Annotated in this window: 28 protein-coding genes; 21 read left to right on the top strand and 7 right to left on the bottom strand. The window is 67.3% G+C overall.

Annotation, left to right across the window (positions count from 1 at the left end; genetic code table 11):
* Positions 1-23 precede the first annotated feature (23 nt).
* Complete coding sequence (locus C7443_RS15775) at positions 24-392, top strand: VOC family protein (protein WP_110019583.1); 369 nt, start codon at positions 24-26, stop codon at positions 390-392.
* On the opposite strand, the gene C7443_RS15780 is transcribed toward C7443_RS15775, so the two are convergent.
* Positions 389-1,396, bottom strand: coding sequence for a DUF5924 family protein (locus tag C7443_RS15780; protein WP_110019584.1), 1,008 nt, complete (start codon positions 1,394-1,396; stop codon positions 389-391). The two genes, C7443_RS15775 and C7443_RS15780, sit on opposite strands and share 4 nt — an antisense overlap.
* Positions 1,396-1,995, bottom strand: coding sequence for a Maf family protein (locus tag C7443_RS15785; RefSeq protein WP_110019585.1), 600 nt, complete (start codon positions 1,993-1,995; stop codon positions 1,396-1,398). The genes C7443_RS15780 and C7443_RS15785 overlap by 1 nt, the downstream gene beginning before the upstream one ends.
* 113 nt (positions 1,996-2,108) lie before the next feature.
* On the opposite strand from C7443_RS15785, the gene C7443_RS15790 reads away from it, so the two are divergent.
* The 16 genes from C7443_RS15790 to C7443_RS15865 all read left to right on the top strand — a co-directional run bounded on the left by C7443_RS15790 (position 2,109) and on the right by C7443_RS15865 (position 15,227).
* The gene (locus tag C7443_RS15790) at positions 2,109-2,660 is read left to right on the top strand and encodes a YceD family protein (RefSeq protein ID WP_110019586.1); all 552 of its coding nucleotides are present in this window, start codon (positions 2,109-2,111) and stop codon (positions 2,658-2,660) included.
* Positions 2,661-2,663: 3 nt separating this feature from the next.
* Complete coding sequence (gene rpmF, locus C7443_RS15795) at positions 2,664-2,846, top strand: 50S ribosomal protein L32 (RefSeq protein WP_110019587.1); 183 nt, start codon at positions 2,664-2,666, stop codon at positions 2,844-2,846.
* A gap of 101 nt (positions 2,847-2,947) precedes the next feature.
* Positions 2,948-3,976: a phosphate acyltransferase PlsX gene (plsX, locus tag C7443_RS15800; RefSeq protein ID WP_110019588.1), complete on the top strand. Its 1,029-nt coding sequence runs from the start codon at positions 2,948-2,950 to the stop codon at positions 3,974-3,976.
* On the top strand, positions 3,973-4,941 hold the full coding sequence (locus C7443_RS15805; RefSeq protein ID WP_110019589.1) for a beta-ketoacyl-ACP synthase III: 969 nt from the start codon (positions 3,973-3,975) through the stop codon (positions 4,939-4,941). Before plsX ends, C7443_RS15805 begins: the two co-directional genes overlap by 4 nt.
* Positions 4,942-5,015: 74 nt before the next feature.
* Complete coding sequence (gene fabD, locus C7443_RS15810) at positions 5,016-5,966, top strand: ACP S-malonyltransferase (RefSeq protein WP_110019590.1); 951 nt, start codon at positions 5,016-5,018, stop codon at positions 5,964-5,966.
* 2 nt (positions 5,967-5,968) lie between these two features.
* The gene (fabG, locus tag C7443_RS15815; RefSeq protein ID WP_110019591.1) at positions 5,969-6,712 is read left to right on the top strand and encodes a 3-oxoacyl-ACP reductase FabG; all 744 of its coding nucleotides are present in this window, start codon (positions 5,969-5,971) and stop codon (positions 6,710-6,712) included.
* A 153-nt stretch (positions 6,713-6,865) separates the two neighbouring features.
* The gene (gene acpP, locus C7443_RS15820; RefSeq protein WP_110019592.1) at positions 6,866-7,102 is read left to right on the top strand and encodes an acyl carrier protein; all 237 of its coding nucleotides are present in this window, start codon (positions 6,866-6,868) and stop codon (positions 7,100-7,102) included.
* A gap of 90 nt (positions 7,103-7,192) precedes the next feature.
* On the top strand, positions 7,193-8,434 hold the full coding sequence (gene fabF, locus C7443_RS15825; protein ID WP_110019593.1) for a beta-ketoacyl-ACP synthase II: 1,242 nt from the start codon (positions 7,193-7,195) through the stop codon (positions 8,432-8,434).
* A gap of 111 nt (positions 8,435-8,545) precedes the next feature.
* On the top strand, positions 8,546-9,913 hold the full coding sequence (locus C7443_RS15830) for an aminodeoxychorismate synthase component I (RefSeq protein WP_110019594.1): 1,368 nt from the start codon (positions 8,546-8,548) through the stop codon (positions 9,911-9,913).
* Positions 9,910-10,734 (top strand): aminodeoxychorismate lyase, encoded by an 825-nt coding sequence (gene pabC, locus C7443_RS15835; protein ID WP_246004689.1) that lies wholly within the window; start codon positions 9,910-9,912, stop codon positions 10,732-10,734. Before C7443_RS15830 ends, pabC begins: the two co-directional genes overlap by 4 nt.
* Positions 10,731-11,756, top strand: coding sequence for an endolytic transglycosylase MltG (gene mltG / locus C7443_RS15840; RefSeq protein ID WP_110019595.1), 1,026 nt, complete (start codon positions 10,731-10,733; stop codon positions 11,754-11,756). The genes pabC and mltG overlap by 4 nt, the downstream gene beginning before the upstream one ends.
* Complete coding sequence (tmk, locus tag C7443_RS15845) at positions 11,753-12,391, top strand: dTMP kinase (protein ID WP_110019596.1); 639 nt, start codon at positions 11,753-11,755, stop codon at positions 12,389-12,391. Before mltG ends, tmk begins: the two co-directional genes overlap by 4 nt.
* Positions 12,388-13,380, top strand: coding sequence for a DNA polymerase III subunit delta' (locus C7443_RS15850; RefSeq protein WP_170123646.1), 993 nt, complete (start codon positions 12,388-12,390; stop codon positions 13,378-13,380). Before tmk ends, C7443_RS15850 begins: the two co-directional genes overlap by 4 nt.
* Before the next feature lie 4 nt (positions 13,381-13,384).
* Entirely contained in the window at positions 13,385-13,741 is a 357-nt protein-coding gene (locus tag C7443_RS15855; protein ID WP_110019598.1) for a PilZ domain-containing protein, read from the top strand.
* Between the two features lie 31 nt (positions 13,742-13,772).
* Positions 13,773-14,567, top strand: coding sequence for a TatD family hydrolase (locus C7443_RS15860; RefSeq protein WP_110019599.1), 795 nt, complete (start codon positions 13,773-13,775; stop codon positions 14,565-14,567).
* A gap of 51 nt (positions 14,568-14,618) precedes the next feature.
* On the top strand, positions 14,619-15,227 hold the full coding sequence (locus C7443_RS15865; protein ID WP_110019645.1) for a CoA pyrophosphatase: 609 nt from the start codon (positions 14,619-14,621) through the stop codon (positions 15,225-15,227).
* Positions 15,228-15,243: 16 nt separating this feature from the next.
* Here the strand turns inward: C7443_RS15865 and C7443_RS15870 are convergent, their stop codons facing one another.
* Complete coding sequence (locus C7443_RS15870) at positions 15,244-16,203, bottom strand: serine hydrolase (protein WP_110019600.1); 960 nt, start codon at positions 16,201-16,203, stop codon at positions 15,244-15,246.
* A 149-nt stretch (positions 16,204-16,352) separates the two neighbouring features.
* On the opposite strand from C7443_RS15870, the gene C7443_RS15875 reads away from it, so the two are divergent.
* The 4 genes from C7443_RS15875 (at position 16,353) to C7443_RS15890 (ending at position 19,749) form a co-directional block, all read left to right on the top strand.
* Complete coding sequence (locus C7443_RS15875) at positions 16,353-17,945, top strand: peptide chain release factor 3 (RefSeq protein ID WP_110019601.1); 1,593 nt, start codon at positions 16,353-16,355, stop codon at positions 17,943-17,945.
* Positions 17,946-18,109: 164 nt separating this feature from the next.
* Positions 18,110-18,544, top strand: coding sequence for a hypothetical protein (locus tag C7443_RS15880; RefSeq protein WP_110019602.1), 435 nt, complete (start codon positions 18,110-18,112; stop codon positions 18,542-18,544).
* 93 nt (positions 18,545-18,637) lie between these two features.
* Complete coding sequence (locus C7443_RS15885; RefSeq protein WP_110019603.1) at positions 18,638-19,537, top strand: NAD(P)-dependent oxidoreductase; 900 nt, start codon at positions 18,638-18,640, stop codon at positions 19,535-19,537.
* Entirely contained in the window at positions 19,534-19,749 is a 216-nt protein-coding gene (locus C7443_RS15890) for a DUF2970 domain-containing protein (protein ID WP_110019604.1), read from the top strand. Before C7443_RS15885 ends, C7443_RS15890 begins: the two co-directional genes overlap by 4 nt.
* Here the strand turns inward: C7443_RS15890 and C7443_RS15895 are convergent.
* The 4 genes from C7443_RS15895 to C7443_RS15910 all read right to left on the bottom strand — a co-directional run bounded on the left by C7443_RS15895 (position 19,746) and on the right by C7443_RS15910 (position 26,525).
* The gene (locus tag C7443_RS15895) at positions 19,746-20,498 is read right to left on the bottom strand and encodes a metal-dependent hydrolase (protein WP_110019605.1); all 753 of its coding nucleotides are present in this window, start codon (positions 20,496-20,498) and stop codon (positions 19,746-19,748) included. The two genes, C7443_RS15890 and C7443_RS15895, sit on opposite strands and share 4 nt — an antisense overlap.
* Positions 20,499-20,564: 66 nt before the next feature.
* Positions 20,565-21,635, bottom strand: coding sequence for a DUF2333 family protein (locus C7443_RS15900; RefSeq protein WP_110019606.1), 1,071 nt, complete (start codon positions 21,633-21,635; stop codon positions 20,565-20,567).
* Between the two features lie 167 nt (positions 21,636-21,802).
* On the bottom strand, positions 21,803-23,971 hold the full coding sequence (locus tag C7443_RS15905; RefSeq protein ID WP_110019607.1) for a malate synthase G: 2,169 nt from the start codon (positions 23,969-23,971) through the stop codon (positions 21,803-21,805).
* Between the two features lie 262 nt (positions 23,972-24,233).
* Entirely contained in the window at positions 24,234-26,525 is a 2,292-nt protein-coding gene (locus C7443_RS15910) for an NADP-dependent malic enzyme (RefSeq protein WP_110019608.1), read from the bottom strand.
* Between the last annotated feature and the right edge of the window lie 7 nt (positions 26,526-26,532).

Consider the following 26,532-nt stretch of genomic DNA (forward strand, 5'->3'; position numbering starts at 1 on the left):
TCATTCACCACGAGGCAACGCCGATGCAGAAAATCATCAACTGGTTCGAAATCCCGGTCGCCGATCTCGAAGCCGCTGCGACCTTCTATGAAACCGTGCTCGGCTGCACGCTCAAGCGCATGCAGTCCAGCGGCATGACGCTCGCGGTCTTTCCGTATGAGTGCCCGGCCACCGGCGGCGCGCTGGTGCAGCAGGCCGATGCGCAGCCGGGTCACGGCGGCCCGCTGCTCTACCTCGATGCCGGGCCGTCACTCGCTGCGGTGCTGGCGCGCGTCGAAGGCGCCGGCGGCCGCATCCTGACGCCGGCTACGCAGCTCGACGGCGACATCGGCAGCATCGCCGTGATCGAGGATGTCGCCGGCCAGCGCATCGGCCTGCACGCCGCGCCTTAGCGGCCGGCGACGACGCTGAAATCCAGGCGGCCGATGCGCTGGCCGCCGCGGGTCTCCAGCGTCACCGACCAGGGGCCGAGCGCATCGCTCGGGAAGGCGCTCTTGCGGCTCCAGGTGCGGTAGCGGCCGCGGCTGGTGCCTTCGAGCGTCAGCGCGATGCGATCGATGACCTGGCCGCGATGGCGCCAGACGTGCCAGATCGGCTCCTTGAGGCCGAGCGGCGCGTGCAGCGAGCTCCAGGCGTAGAGGCCGCGCTGCAGCTGCGCCGGTGTCACCGTGTCGAGCGGTGTGCCGGGCTCGCGGCCGTCGAGGGTGGCCGACAGCAGCGCGCGGTCGAGCCACAGCGTGACCGGCGGCACCCACGGCTGGGCGATCCATGCCAGCAGCACCAGCAGCACGGTGATCAGCGGCCGGCGCAGCGGGCGTGTGCTGCTGCGCTGGCGCAGCAGGCCCGGCAGTGCGGTCAGCGGGGCGATCAGCAGTGCCAGCGTGTAGCTGCTGGCGGTGTCGAGGTGGAACACGATCGGCGCGCAGGCGAGCGTCGCCAGCCCGGCAGCGAAAGCATGAAAGCACAGGTAGCGGCCGCGCCGGGCCCGCAGCTGGTGCTCGTAGAACGGATCGATGATCGTTGCCAGCCCAGCCAGTCCGACCGTGACGGTGAACAGCGCCTGCGGACTGCTCCAGTCGGTGGTGTGGCCGAGGAAGGGCAAGACGAAGAACAGGGTTTCCTGATGCACGGCCTGCGTCAGCCAGCAGGCGAGCCTCGCTGACAGGGGGTAGCCGCGCCAGCGCGCCAGTTGCGGCTCGACCAGCAGCCACAGCCAGCTCAGCAGCAGCAGGCCGGCGAGCAGCCCGGCGAGACGTTCCTTGCGCTCCACCAGCAGGAAGCTCCCCACACCGCTGGCGAAACTGACCAGCGGCCACCACGGCCGCAGCCGGGCGATCAGCGCCAGCAGTGCCGGCGGCGGCTGGCGGATGACGCCGGGCAGCAGGCCGGGACGCATCAGAGCACGCTGACGCCTTCGGCTTCGAGCATCGTCGTCAGGGCGATCAGCGGCAGGCCGATCAGCGCGTTGGGGTCGTCGCCTTCGAGGCGTTCGAACAGTGCGATACCGAGCCCTTCGGACTTGAAGCTGCCGGCGCAGTCGTAAGGCTGCTCGCGCTGCAGGTAGCGCTCGATCTGCTGTGGCAGCAGTGCGCGGAAATGCACACGCAGGCTGACCACTTCGAGTTGCGTGTTGCCGCTGTCGGCGTCGAACAGGCACAGGCTGGTGAGAAACTCGACGCTGCGGCCGCTGGCGCGCTGCAGCTGTTCGCGCGCGGCCGCGTGGGTGCCCGGTTTGCCGATGACTGCGTCGTCGAGTACGGCGATCTGGTCGGAGCCGATCACCAGCGCATGCGGCATGCGCTGCGCCACGACACTGGCTTTGGCGAGTGCCAGTCGCGCCACCAGTTCGCGTGGCGCTTCGCCGGGCAGCGGGGTTTCATCGACGCCCGGGCGGGCGCATTCGAACGGCAGTGCCAGCCGTTCGAGCAGCTGGCGCCGATAGGGCGAGGTCGAGGCGAGGACCAGTCGCCGGCCGTCAGACAACGAAGGGATCATGAGCTGGCTCCGGGGGCGCTCGGGCGGTTCGGGGGCGCACAGCGTAGGAAGTCGCCGGCATCGCTGCAATGTCGGCATTCTGAGCTTTGACTTGCTTTGGCGAACTCCTTAATATGCCGCGCCTTATGCATGCCAGACCCGCCGACAGATTCGATCCGTGGAAGCTTGCCGCCAGCGGCGAGCGCGTGGAAGGCAGTGTGCCGTTGGCGCAGCTCGGTCGTCTCACCGATCTGCTGCGCGAGACCGGTGGCGACGTGCGCTACCGGCTTCGCGGAGAGGTCGACGCCGAGGGGCGCAAGTTCCTGAGTGTTGATATCTCGGCTGATGTAGTGCTGGCCTGCCAGCGCTGCTTCGGGCCTCTGCTACTGCCGCTGCACTGCACGGTAGCGCTGGCACCGGTCGCGAGCGAAGCTCAGGCGGCACAGGTGCCGGAACACTATGAACCGGTGCTGGCCGGCGAGGAAGGTATCGCGATCAGCGAGGTGATCGAGGACGAACTGCTCCTCGCACTGCCGCTGGTGGCGATGCATGAAAATTTGCGTGAATGCGAAGCCAATGGCTTCGCCTTGCCGAAAACTGGCGCGGAGCCCGTTGCAGCGAAGGAAGAACCACAGCCTTTCGCGGCGCTCGCGGCGCTGTTGAAGAAATCGAGAGATCAGGAGTAAGCCATGGCCGTTCAGCAGAACCGCAAGTCCCGTGCCCGTCGTGACATGCGTCGTTCCCACGATCATCTGAGCAGCAGCGCGCTGTCGGTCGACAAGACCAGCGGCGAGACCCATCTGCGCCACCACGTCACGCCGGACGGTTTCTACCGCGGCCGCCGCGTGATCGCCGCCAAGACCGAAGAGTGATCCTCAGCGGTCCGCGCGACCGGCTGATCCTGCCGATCAAGCGCCTCCCTTGCGGAGGCGTCATTGTTCTCGCCAACCTTTAAAAGTCGACGGTAAACCGAATGACGAGACCGCTGACCATCGCGCTCGATGCGATGGGTGGGGATATCGGTCCGGATGTCGTCGTCCCCGCTGCCCTGCGCATGCTGGAGCGGCGTGCCGATCTCTCGCTGATCCTGGTGGGGCGCGAAGACGTGCTGGCCGCGAAGCTGGCAGCGCTCGGCGCCAGCGGGCGTGCCGGTATCGTGATTCGCCATGCGACGCAGGTCGTCGACATGGACGAACCGCCGGCCAGTGCCCTGCGCAACAAAAAAGATTCTTCGATGCGGGTGGCCATCAACCTCGTCAAGAGCGGCGAGGCGGATGCCTGCGTCAGTGCCGGTAACACCGGCGCGCTGATGGCGACGGCGCGCTTCGTGCTGAAGACGCTGCCGGGCATCGATCGCCCGGCGATCTGCACGACGCTGCCGTCGGTGCATGGCAGCACGCACATGCTCGACCTCGGTGCCAATTCCGACTGCCGTGCCGCGCATCTGCTGCAGTTCGCCGTCATGGGCGCCGAGCTGGTGCGCGCCGTCGACGGCATCGAGCGCCCGCGCGTCGGGCTGCTCAATATCGGTTCGGAAGAAATCAAGGGCAATGATCTGGTCAAAGAGGCGCATACCCTGCTTTCGAAGACCGATTTGAACTATATCGGATATGTCGAGGGCGACGGCATCTACCTCAGTCCGGTGGAAGTGGTCGTCTGTGACGGTTTTGTCGGCAATGTCTCGCTGAAGACCAGTGAGGGCGTGGCCAAACTGATCAAGCATTACATGAGCGAAGAGTTTCGCCGCAATCTGCTGACGCGGCTCGCCGGACTGATCGCGCTGCCGATCCTGCGCGCGTTCTCGCAGCGCATCGATCCGCGGCGCTATAACGGTGCCAGCCTGCTCGGCCTCAATGGCATCGTCATCAAGAGTCATGGGGGGGCCGACGTGCTGGCTTTCGAGAACGCGATCCGTATTGCCACGATCGAGGTGGAAAAGAACGTGCCTCAGCTGATCAGCCGTCGTCTGTCCAGTCTGCTTGAGCAGAGGCTGGCTTCGTGAGTTTCGCGCGCATCACCGGGACCGGCGGTTACCTGCCGGCAAAAGTGCTCACCAATGACGATCTCTCGCGCATGGTCGAGACCAGCGACGAGTGGATCGTCGAGCGCACCGGCGTGCGCCAGCGTCATATCGCTGCGCCCGATGAAACGACGTCCGATCTTGCCGAGCATGCCGCGCGGCGGGCGATCGAAATGGCGGATCTCGATCCGGCCACGCTCGATCTGATCATCGTCGCTACGACCACACCCGATCATGTTTTTCCGAGCGTTGCCACGCAGCTGCAGGCGCGCCTCGGTGCTTTCGGCTGTCCGGCCTTCGATGTGCAGGCGGTGTGTGCGGGTTTCGTCTATGCGCTGTCGGTAGCCGACCAGTTCATGCGTACCGGTATGGCCAAGCGTGCTTTGGTCGTCGGTGCCGAGACCTTCTCGCGCATTCTCGACTATACCGATCGCGGCACCTGCATCCTGTTTGGCGACGGTGCTGGTGCGGTGGTGCTGGAGGCAGCTGAAGAGCCGGGCATTCTGTCGACGCGCATCCATGCGGATGGTCGCTACAAAGAGTTGCTGTGGGTGCCCAACGGTGTTTCGACGGGCTATGACCAGACCCGACAGAATCGCGCCTTCGTCGAAATGCGCGGTAACGAAGTCTTCCGCGTCGCCGTCAACACGCTGGGCCGTATCGCCGCCGAAGCGCTCGCGCTCGAAGGCATTGCACCGGAGAGCGTCGACTGGCTGATTCCGCATCAGGCGAACATCCGCATCATCCAGGCGACGGCGCGCAAGCTCGGCGTGCCGATGGAGCGCGTCATTCTCACCGTGGCTGAGCATGGCAATACGTCGGCAGCGTCGGTGCCGCTGGCGCTTGATGTTGGCGTGCGCGATGGTCGTATCCGCCGCGGGCAGCTGCTGCTGCTGGAAGCTTTCGGCGGTGGTTTCACCTGGGGATCGGCACTGGTGAGGTTCTGAACGCAACCCTCGCTTGGGCAGTGTCCAGCGGGCGTGTGCACGGTTTCCGTCACGATGACATGAGCGGAGGAGCGATGAATCGAGTCCTGGGTAGCCTTGCCTTTGTCTTTCCGGGGCAGGGTTCGCAGTCGGTTGGCATGCTCGCCGATGCAGCCGAGCGTCCCGAAGTGCGCGAGACCTTCACCGAGGCGTCTGCGGCACTCGGCTTTGATCTGTGGGCGCTGGTGCAGGGCGGTCCCGATACCGAGCTCAACCAGACACAGAACACGCAGCCGGCGATGCTGGCGGCCAGCATCGCGCTGTGGCGCGTCTGGCTGGCTGAAGGTGGTGCGCGGCCAGGCATGGTCGCGGGTCACAGCCTCGGCGAATACACCGCACTGGTGGTGGCTGGCAGCCTCGATTTTACCGATGCAGTCCGTCTGGTGGCCGAGCGCGGTCGCTTGATGCAGAGCGCTGTGCCGGTCGGCGAAGGTGCAATGGCGGCGATCCTCGGTCTCGATGACGAGACGGTGCGCTCGGTCTGTGCCGAGGCGGCGCAGAGCGAGGTCGTCGAGGCCGTCAACTTCAACGCGCCGGGTCAGGTGGTGATTGCCGGTGCGACGGCGGCGGTCAACCGTGCCTGCGAACTGCTCAAGGCGCGCGGCGCGAAGCGTGCGCTGCCGCTGCCGGTCAGCGTGCCCTCACACTGCGCGCTGATGCGCCCGGCAGCCGAGCGGCTGGCGGAGCATCTCGCCGCCGTCAGCATCCGCACGCCGGAGATCCGCGTGCTGCACAACGTCGATGTCGCCAGTCACACCGATCCCGAAGAAATTCGTACCGCTCTGGTGCAGCAACTCTACAGTCCGGTGCGCTGGGTCGAGACCGTCGCCGCGATGGTCGCGGCCGGAATCGCCACCACTGTCGAGTGCGGTCCTGGCAAGGTGCTGGCCGGTCTGAACAAGCGCATCGTCAAGGGCTTGAGCGTGCTGCCGGTTGCCGATCTCGCCGGCCTGCAGAGCGCCATCACCGATTTCAAGGGAGCTTGAAGATGAACCTCGAACAGCAGATCGCCCTCGTCACCGGCGCCAGTCGTGGCATCGGCCGTGCGATCGCCCTCGAACTGGGGCGGCTCGGAGCGACGGTCGTCGGTACGGCGACCAGTGAGACCGGTGCCCAGGCCATCAGCGCCTATCTGGCCGAGGCTGGCGCGAAAGGTTGCGGCATGGTGCTCAACGTCACCGATCCGGTTTCGATCGAGGCGGTGGTGAAAGCGGTTGGCAGCGATTTCGGCGCACCGACGATCCTCGTCAACAACGCCGGTATCACCCGCGACAATCTGCTGATGCGCATGAAGGACGAGGAGTGGGACGAGATCATCACCACCAATCTGAGCTCGGTCTATCGCCTGTCGAAGGCGGTGATCCGCGGCATGATGAAAGCCCGTCAGGGACGCATCATCACCGTTGGCTCGGTGGTTGGCAGCACCGGCAACCCGGGGCAGACCAATTACGCAGCGGCCAAGGCCGGTCTGCTGGGCTTTACCAAGTCGCTCGCCCGGGAAATCGGCTCGCGCGGCATCACCGTCAACGCTGTGGCCCCGGGCTTCATCGATACCGATATGACGCGCGCGCTGCCGGCAGAGCAGCGTGAAGCGCTGGTGCGCAGCATCCCGCTGGAGCGGCTCGGTGCACCGGAGGACATCGCCCATGCGGTTGCCTTCCTGGCGTCACCACAGGCGGCTTACATCACTGGGGAAACGCTGCACGTCAACGGCGGCATGTACATGCCGTAAGCACCTGCTGCAAGCTTGCGGCAGGGAGTTAATTGCTGGTTTTTGGGCGCTTTTTCCAGTCGTGAGCGAGCTTGTTCGCGGTGGATCAGGCATTTTGTTTTACATACAATACCGGCGGCAATTGCCCCGATACATATCGTTGCGAGGATTCCAATGAGCAGCATTGAAGAGCGCGTCAAGAAGATCATCATTGAGCAGCTCGGTGTCACCGAGGCGCAGGTCACCAACGACGCATCTTTCGTCGATGATCTCGGCGCCGACTCTCTGGATACCGTCGAACTGGTCATGGCGCTCGAAGAAGAATTCGAGTGCGAGATCCCCGACGAGGATGCCGAGAAGATCACCACCGTTCAGGGCGCCATCGATTACGTGACCGCGCACCTCGGCTGATCACGGGTTTCGTCGTGTACCGGCGCCGCGCGCCGCGTCGAACGCGGCTGCGCAGCGGCGTCCAGTGCGCGCTGTAAAGAGGACTGCCTTTTGGGCAAAAGACGTGTCGTCGTGACTGGTCTCGGCATCGTGTCCCCGGTGGGTAACAGTGTGGCCGCAGCCTGGGATACGATTCTTGCCGGGTGCAGTGGCATCGCCCCGATCACCCACTTCGATGTCAGTGCGTTTTCCGTGCGCTTCGGCGGCTCGGTGCGTGACTTCGACATCGAGCGCTACATGCCGGCGAAAGAGGCGAAAAAAATGGATGTCTTCATCCATTACGCCATCGCTGCCGCCGTCGATGCCTTCCGTGATTCCGGTCTGGAAGTGACCGAGGCCAATGCCGATCGCATCGGTGTGTCGGTCGGCTCCGGTATCGGTGGTCTGCCGGGCATCGAGGAAGCGCATTCGGGCTACATGAAGAGCGGGCCGCGCAAGATTTCGCCGTTCTTCGTGCCGCGTAACATCATCAACATGGCTTCGGGCCAGATTTCGATCCTGCTCGGCATGAAAGGGCCGAACTATGCGATCGTCACCGCCTGCAGCACCGGTACGCACTGTATCGGCGATGCCGCCCGCATGATCGCCTATGGCGATGCCGATGCGATGCTGGCCGGCGGTGCTGAAATGGCGACCTGTCCGACCGGGCTCGGTGGCTTCGCGGCGATGCGTGCTCTGTCGCAGCGCAACGACGATCCGCAGCACGCCAGCCGGCCGTGGGATCGTGACCGTGACGGTTTCGTGCTCGCCGATGGCGCCGGTGTGCTGATGCTCGAAGAGTACGAGCACGCGCTGGCACGCGGTGCGCGGATCTATGCGGAGCTGGTCGGCTTCGGCATGACTGCCGATGCCTATCACATGACTTCGCCAGCTGAGGACGGCGACGGTGCGCGCCGCTGCATGCTCAAGGCGCTGCGCGATGCCGGCCTCAACGCCGAACAGATCGATTACATCAATGCGCACGGCACCTCGACGCCGGCTGGTGATGGCATCGAATCGCGGGCGATCAAGCAGGCGCTCGGTGACTATGCCTACAAGGTGGCGGTCAGTTCGACCAAATCGATGACCGGGCATCTGCTCGGCGCCGCCGGTGGTGTCGAAGCCGTGTTTTCGGTGCTGGCGATTCGCGATCAGGTCGCACCGCCGACGATCAACCTCGATAACCCGAGCGAGGGCTGCGATCTCGATTACGTGCCGCACACGGCGCGTTCGATGAAGATCGATGTCGTCATGTCGAACTCGTTCGGCTTTGGCGGCACCAACGGTACGCTGGTGTTCCGCAAGCTGGCGTGAGCCGTTACGGGTGCTCGCACCCGGCTCGAATCGCACACCGGGCCGACGCGGACAACCGCGCCGGCCCGCTCGTTTCCGGCGCCCTTGGGCGCCCAGCGCTGATGTCTCGTCATGAAGCCTGTCGTCCGCCGTCTGCCCGCGTTGCCCGACCTGCTGGTCCTGCACCGGCACAATCCGCAGCGTTACCCCTTTCTGCTCGAAAGCGTTGCGCAGGGTGGCGCAAACGCACGCTGGAGCATCGCTTTCGCCTTCCCGGAAGCGAGTGTGCAGGCGCGCGCTGGCGACGATTTTCTGACCGCACTCGATGCCGCGTGGCATGCCGAAGCATTGCCTGCGACTGCGGCGGGTGATGACACGGCCGGCGCTGACGAGTGCTGGCCGTTTCGCGGTGGCTGGTTCGTCTATCTGAGCTACGAGCTGGCCGGGCAGGTCGAACCGACACTGCACCTGCCGGCGGCCAGCGACGAGCTGCCGCTGGCCTGCGCGACACGCATTCCCGCCGCGGTGTTGCTCGATCATCTGCGCGGCGAGGCCTGGACCCTGGCCGAAGCCGGTCGGGAGCCCTTGCTCGATGCGCTGGGTGCCGATTGCGCGGCCTGCCAGGCGTCTGCGGCGCCGCGAGCGACCGCTCCGCTGCTGGCGGGCCGGCTCACCGAAGACCTGCCGGCCGCTTTCGAACAGGGCGTCGAGCGCATCCGCGAATACATCCGCGCCGGCGACGTGTTTCAGGTCAATCTTTCGCGCGCCTGGCGTGGCCGGCTGGGCGGCGGCGTCGATGCTGCCGATGTCTATGCCAGCCTGCGCCAGGCGAATCCGGCACCGTTTGCCGCTCTGGCCCGCTTCGGCGGGCAGGCGGTGGTCAGTTCGTCGCCGGAGCGACTGGTGCGGGTGCGCGGACGGCAGGTCGATACCCGGCCGATCGCCGGTACGCGCCCGCGCGGCCATCAGCCCGCGGCCGACCAGGATCTGTCCGCCGAGCTGCTGGCGCATCCGAAGGAGCGTGCCGAGCACGTCATGCTGATCGACCTGGAGCGTAACGACCTCGGCCGGGTCTGCCGGCCAGGCACGGTGCGCGTCGATGAGCTGATGGTGGTCGAGAGCTATGCCCACGTGCACCACATCGTCTCCAATGTCTGCGGCGAGCTGCGTGCCGGAGTCTCGCCCGCTGACGTCATCCGTGCGGTATTTCCAGGCGGCACCATCACCGGCTGCCCGAAAGTGCGCTGCATGGAAATCATTGCCGAACTCGAAGGGGTCGGCCGCGGCGCCTACACCGGCGCCGTCGGTTACCTGAACCGTGACGGTGACCTCGACCTCAACATCCTGATCCGCACGCTGACGCTCAACGGTGAGCAGCTCGTGCTGCGCACCGGCGCCGGCATCGTTGCCGATTCGGAGCCGGGCCGCGAGCTGGCCGAGACCCGGCACAAGGCGCGTGGCCTGCTGCGCGCGCTCGGCGCTGACGAGGTCGGAACGTGACGACGGGCCTGATGTGTCTGATCGACGGTCTCGCCAGCGATCGCCTGCCGGTCACGGATCGCGGCCTGGCCTACGGCGATGGCCTGTTCGAGACGCTGGCCGTCATCGACGGCCGGCCGCGCTACTGGTCGCGGCACCTGGCGCGGCTGGCGCGCGGCTGTGCGCGGCTCGGTCTTGCGATGCCGGATGAAGACCTCCTCGCCGCCGAGGCGGCACGGCTGCTGGCCGCTCGCCGGCAGGCCGTGCTCAAGCTCATCCTCACCCGCGGCAGCGGCGGGCGTGGCTATCGGCCACCACAGCCGGCGCAGCCGCGGCGTATCTTCAGCGTGCATGACTGGCCGGCCGCCGCCGGCGCGGCGCAGCCGATCGCCGTGCGCTGGTGCACGCATCCGCTGTCGCTGAATCCGCGTCTCGCCGGGCTCAAGCACTTGAATCGCCTCGATCAGGTGCTGGCGCGCAGCGAATGGGACGACGAGTTCGATGAAGGGCTGATGCGCGACCTCGATGGCGGCGTGATCGAGGCGACTGCGGCGAATCTGTTTTTCGTGCGCGACGGCGTGCTGGTGACGCCACTGCTCGATCGCGCCGGCATCTGTGGCGTCATGCGCGAGCGGCTGCTCGAACTGGCTACTGCTGCCGGTCTGCCCTGGCTCGAACGCCGGGTCGACATGACCGAAGTCGAGGCCGCCAGCGAACTGTTCCTGAGCAACAGCGTGTTCGGCATCCGCCCGATCGCCCGTCTGGGCGAGCGCAGCTTCCCGGCGCCCGGAGCGCTGACCACCCGGCTGCTGGCCTGCCTGGCGACGGACTGCGCGGCATGAGTCGGCACAAGCGCCTGTTTGCCGGGCTGGCGCTGCTGCTGGTGCTGAGCGCCGGCCTCGGCTGGCTCGATTACCGGCGCGTGCTCGGCACGCCGCTCAGCGTGCCGGCCGGCGGCGTCGAGTTCGTCGTCGCTCGCGGCAGCAGTGTCGGCGGGCTGGCACAGGCCCTGGCGGCACAGGGCCTGCTCCGTCAGCCGACCTGGTTCGTGCTGTATGCGCGTAGCACGGGGCTCGCCGCGCGGATCCAGGCCGGCGAGTATTTCATCGCCCCCGGCACCACGCCGAAGGCACTGCTCGAACAATGGGCGGCCGGGCGTGTCATCGAACGCGAGCTGGTGCTGATCGAAGGCTGGACGCTGCGCCAGATCCGCGCGGCGCTGCGTGCCGCGCCGAAGCTCGGGCAAACGCTCGACGATGTCACCGATGCCGAGCTGATGGCCCGCCTCGGTCAGCCCTCGCAGCCGGCGGAAGGGCGGTTTTTCCCGGCGACCTACCGTTACCGCCTCGGCGATCGGGACATCGATATTCTGCGCCGTGCCTACAAGGCGATGGCGGAGCGGTTGGCGGCCGCCTGGGCGCGGCGGGTCACGGACCTGCCGCTGGCCTCGGCGGATGACGCGCTGACGCTGGCCTCGATCGTCGAGCGCGAAACGCCGCTCGCCGCGGAGCGGCCGGCCGTCGCCGGTGTCTACGTGCGCCGGCTGCGCCTGGGCATGTTGCTGCAGGCCGACCCGACGCTGATCTACGGCCTCGGCGAGGATTACACGGGGACGCTGACCCGTGCCGATCTGCAGCGCGACACGCCGTACAACACCTATCTGCACAAGGGCTTGCCGCCGACGCCGATCGGGGCGCCGGGTGCTGAAGCGCTGGCTGCCGCAGTTGCCCCGGCCGCCGGGGATGCGCTGTATTTCGTTGCCCGCGGCGATGGCGGGCATGTGTTCTCGGCGACATATGACGAGCATCGCCGCGCTGTGCAGGCGTACCGGCGCTTCCAGCAGCAGGCCACGGAGGAACCATGAGCGCGAGAGGCCGATTCATCACCGTCGAAGGCGGCGAGGGCGCGGGCAAGACCACCCAGCTGGCGACGCTGCAGCGCTGCCTCGAACAGGCCGGCCGTCGCGTGGTGCGCAGCCGCGAGCCCGGCGGTACGCCGCTCGGTGAGGAACTGCGCGAGCTGCTGCTGCAGCCGCGCGCCTCCGGTATGTGTGCCGATGCCGAGCTGCTGCTGATGTTCGCCGCGCGCGCCGAGCACCTGGCCCAGCTCATCGAGCCGGCGCTGGCGCGCGGCGACTGGGTGCTGTGCGACCGCTTCACCGATGCCACCTACGCTTATCAGGGCGGTGGCCGCGGCCTCGATCCGGCGCGCATCGCCACGCTGGAGACCTTCGCGCAGGGCACGCTGCGCCCGGATCGGGTGCTGGTGTTCGATGTGCCGCCGGCGCTCGGGCTGGAGCGGGCGCGGCGGCGCTCGGCCGCTGATCGCTTCGAGCAGGAGCAGCTCGCCTTCTTCGAGCGCGTGCGGCAGGTCTATCTCGAACGCGCCGCGCGCTGGCCGCAGCGCTACACGGTCATCGACGCCACGGCGCCGCTGGCCGAGGTCAGCGCCCGGGTCGAGGCGATCGCCGCCCAGCTGCTGACGGAGACGGCTTCGTGAGTACCGGCGCGGAGGCGCGGCTGCCCTGGCATGAGACGTTGTGGCAGGGCGTTGCCACCCGCATCGATGCGGGGCGCCTGCCGCATGCCTTGTTGCTGAGCGGGCCGGCCGGACTCGGCAAACTCGATTTCGCCACGCAGCTGGCGCAGGCGCTGCTGTGTGAGGCGCGCACCGCGGACGGTCATGGCTGCGGCACCTGCCGTGGCTGTCTGCTGTTCGCTGCCGGCAGCCATCCGGATTTTCGGCGCGTCGAACCGGCCGAGGACGGCAAGGTCATCCGCGTCGAGCAGGTGCGCGAGCTGATCGAGTTCCTCGCGCTGACCAGCGGCAATGTCGGTCGCCGCGTCGTCTTGCTGCAGCCGGCCGATCGGCTCAATGCCAACGCCGCCAACAGTCTGCTGAAGACGCTGGAGGAGCCGCCGGCAGGCAGTCACCTGCTGCTGCTCAGCGCCCATCCGGCCGGCCTGCTGCCGACCATCCGCAGCCGCTGCCAGACGCTGGCGTTCACCGCGCCGGACACGGCACGGGCGCTGGCCTGGCTGGCGCCGCAGGTCGGCGAGGCCGATCCGCAGCTGCTGCTGGCGCTCGCCGCCGGCAGTCCGCTGCGTGCCCTGCAGCTCGCCGCGCAGCTGCCGCGTCGCCGGGAGCTGTTCCGCGCGTTTCTCGATGTCGCCACCGGCAAGCTCGATCCGCTGCGCGCCGCCGAACTGTGGCTCGAAGACGATGTCGCACTCGCCGTGCACTGGCTGCTCGGCTGGTACCTCGACCTGCTTCGCCTTAACATGGCCGCCACTCCGCCGCAGCTGACCAATCCGGATCTGCGCGAGGCGCTGTGCACACTGACGGGCCGCCTGCGTGCGGACTATCTGGCACGCCGCTGGGAAGCGGCGCTGCGCCTGCGCGAACTGCTCGCGACGCAGGCCAATCCGCAGTTGCTGCTCGAAGAATTCTTCATCGACTGGGCGGGCGTCGCCGCCCGCAGGGTGTGACCGCATGGAGTCGAAAGCCAGTGCCGCGCGCCAGGGCGTGATGTCGGTCGCCTTGCGCGACCGCAACCAGATCTACCAGTGCTACATGCCGTTCCTGAAAAGCGGTGGCCTGTTCGTGCCGACCGACAAATCCTTCCAGCTCGGCGACGAGGTTTTCCTGTTGCTGACACTGATGGACGACCCGACCCGCTATCCGGTGACCGGCAAGGTGGTCTGGCTGACGCCGAAGACCGCGATCAGCGGCCGGCCGGCCGGCATCGGCCTGCAGTTCACCGGCATGGAGGCGGCGACGGTGCTGAAGAAGATCGACACCTACCTTGCCGGCATCGTCAATTCCGATCGTCCGACCCACACGCTCTGACCGAGGGCCGGCCGCGGCCGGTGCAGTACCGATGCTCGTCGACTCTCATTGCCATCTCGATCGTCTGCGCCTCGATGCCTTCGGCGGCAGTCTTGCCGCGGCGCTCGACAGTGCGCGCCAGGCCGGTGTCGGCCACTTCCTGTGCGTGGCGGTCGCGCTGGAGGACTGGCCGGCGATGGTCGAATCCGTCGCGGCGTTCGATGACGTGTCACTGTCGGTCGGTGTGCATCCGAGCGAGGAGGGGCGGGCACCGACCCTCAGCGAGCTGGTGCGGCTGGCACGCACGCCGCGCGTCGTCGCCATCGGTGAGACCGGCCTCGATTACCACTACGGCCCGGAGCGCGCCGAGCTGCAGCGCGAATGGTTCCGCATTCACGTGCGGGTGGCGCGCGAGACCGGCAAGCCGCTGATCGTGCACACGCGCGAGGCGCGCGAGGACACGCTGGCGATCCTGCGCGAAGAGGGCGCGGCCGAGGTCGGCGGCGTGCTGCACTGCTTCACCGAAGACTGGGAGATGGCGCAGCGCGCGCTCGATTTGAACTTCCATATCTCGTTTTCCGGCATCGTCACCTTCCGCAGCGCTGCGCAGATCCAGGAGGTCGCCCGCCGCCTGCCAGCCGAGCGCATGCTGGTGGAGACCGATTCGCCGTACCTGGCGCCGGTGCCGCACCGCGGCAAGCCGAATCACCCGGCCTGGGTTCGCGAGGTGGCGGCTTTCGTCGCCGAGCTGCGCGGCGAGACCGCGGAGCAGGTGGCAGCGACGACGACGAATAACTTCTTCCGCCTGTTCCGTGATGCGGTGCCGTCTGCCCATGCACCGCTGTGAACAAACATCGCAGGCGTTCCGACGCCGCGCTCGGTGCTCACAATGGACGTGATGAAACCGATACCTGCCACACTCGATTTAATCCGTGAGCGCGTTGCCACGCGTCCCGATCCGCGTGCGCTCAGCGGCGATCATGCCGTCGCCGGGCTGCCGCGCGAAGACCGGCCGCTGACGCCTGCCGCCGTGCTGGTGCCGTTGGTGCTGCGCGCAGAGGGGCTGACCGTACTGCTGACGCAGCGCACCGAGCACCTGTCACATCATCCGGGGCAGATCAGTTTTCCCGGTGGACGCTGCGAAGCCGAGGATGTCGACCCGATCGCCACCGCGCTGCGTGAAACCGAAGAAGAAATCGGCCTGGCACGCAGCCATGTCGAGATCGCCGGTTACCTCGACCTCTACCAGACGGTCACCGGCTTTCTGGTGACCCCGGTGGTGGCCTTCATCGAACCGCAATTCGAGCTGACGCTCGATGCCTTCGAAGTCGCCGACGCCTTCGAAGTGCCGCTCGCCTTCATCCTCGACCCGGCCAACCACAGTCGCGGCAGCCGTGTACTCGGCGGTCGCGAGCGCTTCTTCTATGTGCTGGCCTACGGCGAGCGCTATATCTGGGGCGCGACGGCGGCGATGCTGATCAACCTCAGTCAGAAGCTGGCCGGCTGAATCCGCCGCCAGTGCCTCACACCAGGCCGTAGCGCTCGCGCAGCTCCTGATAGACGATGCTCGACACCTCGCGGATGGCATTGCCGCGGCTGACCATGAACTGACCGTAGTCGGATGCCGGGCTGCGTCGCTGCACCACGCCGATGATCGCGTAGGGGAACTCGCCACCGCCGCGCTGGCGCGCGACGAGGATGCCCATGTCGCCGCACAGGCGCGCCGTCGTACCGGTCTTATCGTAGACCGCGGTACCGCGGGCCACGCCGTCGGCGCCTTCGTAGAGGCGGTCGCGGTTGGGGATGCGCATCACCCGCAGAATCTCGTCGGCGCCCGGCGCGCGGCGTTTCCACAGGCTGTCGAGAAAGCGCGCATGCGCCTGGCAGGACGCCCGATTGCGGTAGGTGCGGCCACCGGCGGGGATGTATTCGGACACGACGACACCGGGGGCGATGCGGCGCAGGAGCACCTGCACGCGGGCCGGGCCGCCGACGGCGCGGATGAAGTGATTGGTCGCGGTGTTGTCGCTGTGCACGATCATCGCTTCCATCAGCGTGCGCTCGGCCGGCGTATAGCGCAGCCGGCCGCGCATCACCTCGGAAAAATACGCGGCGGCAACGAACGGTTTGATCATGCTCGCCGCCTGCAGTGCGACGCCGCCGTTGAGCGAAAGCAGAGTCTGGCCGCTGCGCAGGTCCTGCACGTAGAAGGCGGCGGTTTCGTCGCGACCGATCAGGCCGCGGCGGCGCAGTTCGGTGACACGGGCGCCGACCGCCGCGTTCAGTGACGGCGGCGGCGCTTTTGCCTTCGCCGGCCGCTTGCTGCGCGGCGCGGCGGCTTTGGCCTGCGGCTGTTTCGGCTTGGGTTTGGGCTTGACCGTCTTCGCTGGGCGTTCGGTTTCGCGGGCTTCGCCGAGGGCGGCGAAGGGCAGGGCGAACAGGGCTGCGAGCAGGCGGCGACGGGTAGGCGAGACGACGGACATCGAGCGGCCTCCGGTTCCGGTGGACGTCTTCGGCCGCGCAGTGTGCCCGATGTGCGCTGAGGTGCAAGGGGCGATATGCGGCGCGGTCGGTGTTCAGGGCGATGGTGTAGACTGCACGGCTCACTTCGATCCGCTAAATCGGCCGTACCATGAGCGAATTTCTCGAAGAGATGAACCGTCGGCGCACCTTCGCCATCATCTCCCATCCCGACGCCGGCAAGACCACGCTGACGGAAAAGTTGCTGCTGTTCGGCGGCGCGATCCAGCTGGCCGGCACCGTCAAGGGGCGCAAGGCGGCACGCCATGCCACCTCCGACTGGATGGAGCTCGAAAAGCAGCGCGGCATTTCGGTGACCTCCTCGGTGATGCAGTTCCCGTATCAGAGCCGCATCGTCAACCTGCTCGACACGCCCGGCCACGAGGACTTCTCCGAAGATACCTACCGCACGCTGACCGCCGTCGACTCGGCGCTGATGGTCATCGACTGCGCCAAGGGCGTCGAGGAGCGCACGATCAAGCTGATGGACGTCTGCCGCCTGCGCGACACGCCGATCCTCACCTTCATCAACAAGCTCGACCGCGAAGGCCGTGAGCCGCTCGATCTGCTCGATGAAGTCGAGAAGGTGCTGAAGATCCGCTGCGCGCCGGTGACCTGGCCGATCGGCATGGGCCGCGAGCTCAAGGGCGTCTACCACCTGCTCGAAGATTTCATCCATCTCTACGAGCCGTCGAAGGACGGGCGCGTCAACGAAGGCGCGATCATCGACGGCATCGATTCGCCCGAGGCGGCGGATGCGCTCGGTCCCGATGTCATCGATGCGCTGCGCGAGGAAATCGAACTGGTGCAGGGCGCGGCCGATCCGTTCGACCACGGGGAGTATCTCGCCGGTCGGCAGACGCCGGTGTTCTTCGGTTCGGCGATCAGCAATTTCGGCGTGCAGGAGATGCTCGACGGCTTCGTGCAGTTCGCACCCGGGCCGCGGCCGCGCGCGGCCGATGCGCGTACCGTCGAGCCGCAGGAGGAGCGCTTCACCGGCTTCGTGTTCAAGATCCAGGCGAACATGGACCCGCAGCATCGCGACCGCATCGCCTTCCTGCGCGTGTGCTCGGGCGTCTGGCGTGCCGGCATGAAGGCACAGCACGTGCGCCTGGGCCGCGAGGTCAAGCTCGCCGATGCGCTGACCTTCATGGCCAGCGAGCGCGAACACGTCGACGCCGCCTACCCCGGCGACATCATCGGCCTGCACAACCACGGCACCATCCGCATCGGCGACACCTTCACCGAAGGCGAGAAGATCGCCTACACCGGCGTGCCGGACTTCGCCCCGGAGCTGTTCCGCCGCGCGCGACTGCGCGATCCGCTGAAGATGAAGCAGCTGCAGAAAGGGCTGGAGCAGCTTTGCGAGGAGGGCGCGACGCAGCTGTTCAAGCCGCTGGTCTCCAATGACCTGATCCTCGGTGCGGTCGGCGTGCTGCAGTTCGATGTCGCCGCCTATCGGCTGAAGAGCGAATACAACGTCGACTGCCTGTTCGAGGCAGTCGGTGTCAGCACCGCGCGCTGGGTGCACTGCCGGGACGCCAAAAAGCTGGAGGACTTCCGCAACAAGTGCTTCGAGCATCTCGCCGTCGATCACCACGGCGAGCTGGTCTACATCGCGCCGACCCGCGTCAATCTGCAGCTGACGCAGGAGCGCTGGCCTGATGTGGAATTCTCGGCCACGCGCGATCACATTGCCCGCTGACCAGCGTCAGGGCATTTTGCGTAGCGCCTCGCAGAATGCGAGGCCGCTGCGGTCGTGCCGCCTGGCGGATGATCGAGATCTTTGATTTAAAGCTGAAAAATATTATTGGCCTTGTTGTTGCTTGATGAGTGCAACCGCCACTTTTCGCTACACCGAGGTGCATCATGCAAGTCGCCGAGCCCCGTGACAGTTCTCAAGCCGTCTGCCACCTGGAAGGTATCCGGCTGTGGCCGGAAGGGGCCATCGCCTGGGTCGAAGCGACACGGCTCGACGGCGACGGTGCACGCATCGCGACGACCTTCGACCCGCTGCCGTTTCTGGCGCGGGCCTCGGAGCGTGAACTGGTGGCACTCGCCGACGCGGGCTGGCGCGGGCAGCATGTGATGCTCGCCGTGCAGAGTCTGGTGCTGGCCGGCGATGCCGAGCTGACGCGCTGGTTCGGTGAACTGTCCGACTGGCTGGAAGATCTTGAGCTCGATGCCGAGTTCAGCGTCGATGCGCTGCTCGATCCGGCGGCGGCGTTGAGCTGGCTGCGGGTACACCGGCCGCGGGTCGTCGAACACCTGCCGCAGTTGTCGCTGTCGCGGCACGCTCACTGACGCAGTCTGCGCCGCAGCCCGGCCTGGCGGTGGTCGGGACAGGGCGGCGATGGCATGCTGACGGGCCCTGCCGTCGCCCACGCGAGCCCGTCGATGAATCCCCCCGTTTCACCTGATCGTTCGCCCGTCGGTTTCATCGGCCTTGGTCTGATGGGGCGACCGATGGCGCTCAATCTGCTGCGTGCCGGCTACCCCCTGAGCGTGCACAGCCGTTCCCCCGAGCCGGTCGCTGCGCTGGTCGCCGCCGGTGCCCGGGCGGCGGCCACGCCGGCTGAACTGGCGGCGCAGCTCGACTGCATCGTGCTGATGCTGACCGATACGCCGGCCGTGGCGACGGTGCTGGCCGCGCTGCTGCCGTCCTTGCGCCCCGGTACGCTGATCATCGACATGGGCACGAGCTCGGCGCTGGCGACCCGTGATTTCGCCGCCCAGGTGCGCGCCGCCGGCGCTGATTGGCTCGATGCGCCGGTTTCCGGTGGCGTGGTCGGTGCCGAGAACGCGAACCTGACGATCATGGCCGGCGGCGAGACAGCGGCTTTCGCCCGTGCCGAGCCTTTGCTGCGCTGCCTCGGTGCGCGGCTGACCCATGTCGGCGGTTGCGGTTGCGGCCAGATCGCCAAAGCGGCCAACCAGATGATCGTCGGTCTGAGCATCGGCGCGGTGGCCGAGGCACTGGCGCTGGCGGCCCGCGCCGGTGCCGATCCGGCCCGTGTGCGTGAGGCGCTGCGCGGCGGCTTCGCCGATTCGCGCATTCTCGAACTGCACGGCTTGCGCATGATCGAGGGACGTTTCGAGGCGGGCGGTCGTGTTACCACGCAGCACAAGGACATGACGCAGGCGCTGGAGCTGGCCGCGGCCTGCGGCATGCAGCTGCCGGCCACCGCGCTCAATCGCGAACTGTATGCCCGCCTGATCGCCGCCGGTGACGGCGGGCTCGATCACAGCGCCCTGTACCGCTTCTACACCCAGGCCCAGCCGGAGACCTCGCAATGAACGAACCGCGTGAGCCGGCGCCCAGTCTGTGGCAGGTGATCAAAAGCGTGCTGTGGGCCTTCGTCGGCGTGCAGAAGGACGCGAACCGCCGGCGCGACTTCAGTCGCGGCCGTGCCGGCCAGTTCATCGTCGTCGGCCTGCTGGCGACGGTCGTCTTCGTGTTGCTGCTGATCGGGCTGGTGCAGCTGGTGCTGCATCTGGCCGGCGCCTAGAGCAGGCGGCGCAGGCTTTCGCCGGCAAAGCTTGCCAGACCGTCGAACCAGCCTTGCGCCGGCAGCAGACGCAGGGCGAGGCGACGATAGAGCTCGTGGTCGATCAGCAGTCGCCACAGGCCGCCATCCGGCGGGCAGAGCCGGTACAGGGCCCAGTTGCCGGCGTAGAGCGCCAGTGTCCCGAGCGGGTTGCGCAGGTCGCCGAGACAGACCGCCGTGCCGAACGAGCGCTTCAGTCGGCGGCCGAGCAGGTCGACGCTGAACAGCTCGTCGAGCAGCAGGTGGAAAAGAAAGCCGCCGCCGACGAACAGTCCGCCTAGCCAGGCCTTGCGCGGCTCGCAATCGAGCAGGTGGTAGGTCAGCGATACGGTGGCCAGCGCGAAGGCGGTTGCCGCCGGCAGCGAATGCACCAGCCCGCGGTGCACGGTGATGGTGTTGATCAGTCCGAACAGGCCGTGGCGCAGAGCTAGGTAGCTCGCCGCCCAGGCGACGATCAGTTCGGCTAGCGAGAAGTGCGGACTGAGTGCCAGCACCACCATGAAGGCGCCGACCAGCGAGACGACGCGGAAGGCGACGCGTGCGGGGATCGAGTGATCGAGGTCGACATCCGGCAGCAGGCTGCCGATGGCGCCGAGGGCGAAGCAGCCGAGCGCAGCGTCACGCGGCAGCGCTCCGGCGATCAGCAGGGACGTGGCGGCCGCGCCGCTGGCAGCGGTGCCGCAGATCAGATGGGTCTTGAAATCGGCCAAGGGAAGTCACTGAAGGAAACCGGGTGCGGCCGGCGGCCGCACCCTCAGCGGGCAGGAGCGCTGGGATCAACCCTGCATCAGCAGGTTGCGCAGGTCGATGATCGCGGCATTGGCGCGCGAGATGTAGGAGGCCATCACCAGCGAGTGGTTGGCGAACAGGCCGAAGCCGGAGCCGTTGAGGATCATCGGGCTCCAGACGTGATCCTGCGTCGGTTCCAGTTCACGGATGATCTGGCGCAGCGAGACCAGCGCGTTCTTGTTGACCAGCACATCGCGGAAGTCGACCTCGATGGCCTTGAGGATGTTGATCAGCGCCCAGCAGTAGCCGCGTGCTTCATAGAAGTGATCGTCGATCTCCAGCCAGCCGGTCTTGACCGTGCGCTCGTCCGGGGTCGGTGTCGACTGGCGGGCGTCCGGATCGCCGGCGAGGCTGGTGTCGACACGGATGTGGCCGACGCTGGCCGACAGCCGCTGCGACAGCGAGCCCAGGCGTTTCTCGACGGTGGCCAGATAGTCGCGCAGGTTGTCGGCGCGGGTGTAGAACTGGCCGTCATCGCGGCGCTCGTCGGAGAGGCGGTTCAGGTAGCGCTGCAGCGCGGCGATACCGTCGCGGTATTCACTCTCCGAGGCGGGTAGGATCCAGGAATTGTTATCGAAGTTGAACTTCGGCTCAGCGACCTGCAGGTCCGTATCCTCGCGTGACTGGGTCTGCGAGCGGCTGAAGTCGTTGCGCAGCGCGCGGGCGACGTCACGCAGCTCGGTGAGCACGCCGAATTCCCAGTTCGGCACGTTGTCCATGAACACCCCGGGCGGGAAGCGATCGTTGCTGAGGTAGCCGCCCGGCTTGTCGAGCATCACCTGCGCGGTGTGGATGACGGTGGCGGTCGTCACATAGCCCGGTACCAGCTTGGCCTGGTCGCCGCCGGCCATCTGCAGGGCGACCTCGCGCACGTCGAACAGGTCCGGCTTGTTATCCCAGATGAACCACAGCACGCCGACGACGACCAGGTAGGTCGCCAGCAGTACGCCGACGGCATAGAAGATGCCCCTTTCGCGCCAGGTGTGCGGGTGGTAGGCGTGGATCAGTACGGCCAGCAAGGAACGTGGTTTGCCGTCGTAGGAATCGGTCGCGCTCATGCTTGTTGTCTCCCTGCCCTCGTTTTTCTTGATATCGCATCCGACCATGCCGACCGCGTCAGGTTTCCGACGGCCGCAAGGCGGCCGAGCTTGCGCCGCAGGCCGGCAAAAGAAAAGCCCGGCCGGACTGTGTGCCCGGCCGGGCTCATTGAACAGACGGCGCGGGCTCAGCTGCCCTTGAGCTGGCGGCGGCGCTTGTGCAGGTGCGGCTCGGTGTAGCCGTTCGGCGTTTCGCGGCCGAGGAACACCAGGTCGAGCGCGGCCTGGAAGGCAATGCCGTCATAGGCCGGTGCCATCGGCTGGTACAGCGGGTCGGCGGCGTTCTGGCGGTCGACGATCAGCGCCATGCGGCGGAAGGTCTCCATCACCCGTTCCCTGTCGACGATGCCGTGGTGCAGCCAGTTGGCGATGTGCTGGCTGGAGATGCGCAGCGTGGCGCGGTCTTCCATCAGGCCGACGTCGTTGATGTCCGGCACCTTCGAGCAGCCGACGCCCTGATCGATCCAGCGCACGACGTAGCCGAGGATGCCCTGGGCGTTGTTGTCGAGCTCCTGCTGGATCTCGGCGTCGGACCAGTTCGGCGCGCTCGCCACCGGCGGCGTCAGAATGTCGTCGAGGCTGGCGCGGGCGCGGCTGGCCAGCTCGGCCTGACGCGCGGCGACGTCGACCTTGTGGTAGTGCATCGCGTGCAGTGTGGCGGCGGTCGGCGACGGCACCCAGGCGGTGTTGGCGCCGGCCAGCGGGTGGGCGATCTTGGCAGCGACCATCGCCTTCATCTCGTCGGGCATCGCCCACATGCCCTTGCCGATCTGCGCGCGGCCGCGCAGGCCGCAGGCGAGGCCGATGTCGACGTTCCAGTCCTCGTAGGCCTTGATCCAGGCGGCGTTCTTGATTTCGCCCTTGCGGATCATCGGCCCCATTTCCATCGAGGTGTGGATCTCGTCGCCGGTGCGGTCGAGGAAGCCGGTGTTGATGAAGATCACCCGCTCCTTGGCGGCGCGGATGCACTCCTTGAGGTTGACGGTGGTGCGTCGCTCCTCGTCCATGATGCCGATCTTCAGCGTGTTGCGGGCGAGGCCGAAGGCGTCCTCGACGCGGCCGAACAGCTGGGCGGCGAAGGCAACTTCCTCGGGGCCGTGCATCTTCGGCTTGACGATGTACATGCTGCCGCGGCGCGAATTCTTCAGGCGGTTGAGGTCCTTGATGTCGCGGTAGGAAATCAGCGTGGTGACCATCGCATCGAGGATGCCTTCCGGGATCTCGGCGGCGTCGGCGCCGAACAGCACGGCCGGGTTGGTCATCAGGTGGCCGACGTTGCGCACCAGCAGCAGCGCGCGTCCCGGCAGCGTCAGCGTCGAGCCGTCGGCGGCGGTGTAGACGCGGTCCTCGTTGAGCGCGCGCGTCAGCGTCTTGCCGCCCTTGTCGAACTCGGCGGTCAGCGAGCCGGCGATCAGGCCGTACCAGTTGGCGTAGACCAGCGCCTTGTCCTCACCGTCGACCGCGGCGACCGAGTCCTCGCAGTCCTGGATGGTGGTGACGGCGGATTCGAGCACGACATCCTTGACGCCGGCCGCGCTCTGCTTGCCGACCGGATGATTGCGGTCGATCAGTACCTCGACGTGCAGGCCGTTGTGCCGCAGCAGCACGGTCTGCAGCGCACCGTCCTTCTCGATGTAGCCGACGAAGGCCGCCGGATCGGCGAGGCCGCAGCTGGAGCCGTCCTTGAGGCGGGCGAACAGCGTCGCGCCGTCGCGCACGTATTCGACGGCGTCGGCATGCTTGCCGCCGGCGAGCGGCGCGGCTTCGTCGAGGAAGGCGGCGGCGTAGGCGATGACCTTGTCACCGCGCGCCGGGTTGTAGCCCTTGCCCTTCTCGGCGCCGCCGTCCTCCGGCAGCACGTCGGTGCCGTAGAGCGCGTCGTACAGCGAGCCCCAGCGGGCGTTGGCGGCGTTGAGCGCATAGCGGGCGTTGTTGACCGGCACCACCAGCTGCGGGCCGGCGATGCTGGCGATTTCCGGGTCGACGTTGCCGGTCTCGACCTCGAAGTCCGCGCCTTCCGGCAGCAGGTAGCCGATCTCGCGCAGGAAGGCGACGTAGGCGGCGTGATCGTGGGCCTGGCCGCGGCGGGCCAGGTGCCAGGCGTCGATCTGGGCCTGGATCGCGTCGCGCTTGGCCAGCAGCTCGCGATTGCGCGGGGCGAGGTCGGTGACGATCGCTTCCAGCGCGGACCAGAAGGCACCGGCGTCGAGTCCGGTACCGGGTACCAGCGTGTCCTGCACCAGGTCGTACAGGGGCTTGGCGATCTGCAGTCCGCCAACGGCAACGCGCTCAGTCATCTAGCTGTCTCCACGAAGTGATCGATGCCCCGCGGCCGGCGTCGGCGTGCCGGCTCCGGGCCGCGGGCAGGGGGGCTGTATTTTCACCTCTGAGAATCCGTTGCGCAATGCACAACGCCGTCGTCGTGCCGCCGCCGCATGACCGCTAATCAGTCACTTGCATGGCTTTTCTCATCGTGGCAAGACGGCCGCGGGCAGCGAAAACGCAACGGGCCGGAGTCTTGCGACTCCGGCCCGTCAAGGGCGGGGTGACGCGCCGGTCTCAGTCGTTTGCCTCGACCACGGCGGCGTTGACCTGCGCGTCGACCGCCGCCACCGCGCTCATGTTGACGATACGGCGCACGGTGGCGGCCGTGGTCAGCACCTGACCGGGGTAGCGCAGGCCGAGCAGCATCGGCCCGACCGCGATCGCGTCGCCAGCCATCTTCAGCAGGTTGTAGGCGATGTTGGCGGCGTCGAGCGTCGGCATCACCAGCAGGTTGGCGGTGCCGGTGAGCTTGGAGTCGGGGAACAGGCGCAGGCGCAGCGTATCCGATAGCGCCATGTCGGCCTGCATTTCACCCTCGACCTCCAGCTCCGGCGCTTCGGCTTCGAGCAGCTCGCGCACGTGCGCCATCTTGCGGGCGGTGTCGCTGTCGTCGCTGCCGAAATTCGAATGCGACAGCAGCGCGACTTTCGGCGTCAGGCCGAAGCGGCGCACTTCCTCGGCGGCCATGCGCGTGATCGCCGCCAGATGCGCGGCGCTCGGGTTGCGGTTGACGTGGGTATCGACGAGGAACAGCGAACCGTGCTGCAGCAGCAGCAGGCTCATCGCCGCCGGCGCCGGCTGGCCGGGGAGGATGCCGTAGACCTCGGTCAGGTGATCGAGCTGGCGGCGATAGCGCGCGGTGACGCCGCAGATCAGCGTATCGGCGTGCCCCAGACGCACCAGCAGCGCGCCGAGCACGGTCGGCCGGGTGCGCACGCGCTGGCGGGCGTTGTCGATGGTCATGCCGTGGCGGCTGAGCAGGTGGTGATACTCGCGCCAGCAGTCGTCGAAGTAGGGATGGTCGCGGAAGTCGACGACCTGGAAGTCCTCGTCCATGCGCAGGCGCAGTTCGAGCGCATCGAGCTTCTGCTGGATGCGCTCGCGGCGGCCGAGCAGGATCGGCTGGCCGAGTTTTTCCTGCACCACCGTGTGCACCGCGCGCAGCACGCGATCGTCCTCGCCCTCGCAATAGACGATGCGCTGCAGGGCCAGCTTGGCGCGCTCGAACACCGGCTTCATGATCAGCCCCGAGCGGTAGACGAAGCGTTCGAGCTGCTCGCTGTAGGCATCCCAGTCGCTGATCGGGCGGGTGGCGACGCCGCTTTCCATCGCCGCCTTGGCGACCGCCACCGGCAGTTCGAGGATCAGCCGCGAATCGAACGGCTTCGGGATCAGGTAATCCGGGCCGAAGCGCAGCGACTGGCCGCCGTAGGCCGCCATCACCGCCTCGTCGGGCGCCTGCATCGCCATGTCGGCCAGCGCCCGCACGCAGGCGAGCTTCATTTCCTCGTTGATCGCCGTCGCGCCGACGTCGAGTGCACCGCGGAAGATGTAGGGGAACACCAGGACGTTGTTGACCTGGTTCGGATAGTCCGAACGGCCGGTGGCGATGATCGCGTCCGGGCGCACCTCGCGGGCGAGCTCCGGCAGGATCTCCGGCGTCGGGTTGGCCAGCGCGAAGATCAGCGGATGCGGTCCCATCTCGCGCACCATCGCCTGCGTCAGCACGCCGGGCGCCGACAGACCGAGGAAGACGTCGGCGCCGGTGATGATGTCGGCGAGCTTGCGCGCCTCGGTGTCCTGCGCGAACACCGATTTGTACTCGTCCATCAGCTTTTCACGGCCGACGTAGACGACGCCCTCGATGTCGGTGATCCAGATGTTGGCGCGCGGCAGGCCGAGCGAAACCAGCAGGTTGAGGCAGGCCAGTGCCGCGGCGCCGGCGCCGGAGCACACCAGCTTGACGTTATCGAGCGACTTGTTGCACAGGCGCAGCGCGTTGAGCACCGCCGCGGCGACGACGATCGCCGTGCCGTGCTGGTCGTCGTGGAACACCGGGATCTTCATGCGGCTGCGCAGCGTCTGCTCGATGACGAAGCACTCGGGTGCCTTGATGTCTTCGAGGTTGATGCCGCCGAAGGTCGGTTCCATCGCGGCGACCATGTCGATCAGCTTGGCCGGGTCGCGCTCGTCGAGTTCGATGTCAAAGACGTCGACGCCGGCGAATTTCTTGAACAGCACGCCTTTGCCTTCCATCACCGGCTTGGCCGCCAGCGGCCCGATCGGCCCGAGGCCGAGCACCGCGGTGCCGTTGCTGATCACGGCGACCAGATTGCTGCGCGCGGTGACCGTTGCCGCCTCCAGCGGGTCCTGCACGATCGCCTCGCAGGCGGCGGCGACGCCGGGCGAGTAGGCCAGGGCCAGATCGTGCTGCGTCGCCAGCGCCTTGGTCGGCACCACGGCGATCTTTCCAGGCGTGGGGAAGCGGTGGTAGCGCAGGGCCTGGTCGTTGAGATCGGTGCTCATCGCGAAA

It is taken from the genome of Plasticicumulans acidivorans, from assembly GCF_003182095.1.
In the GTDB taxonomy this organism is placed as follows: Bacteria; Pseudomonadota; Gammaproteobacteria; order Competibacterales; family Competibacteraceae; genus Plasticicumulans; species Plasticicumulans acidivorans.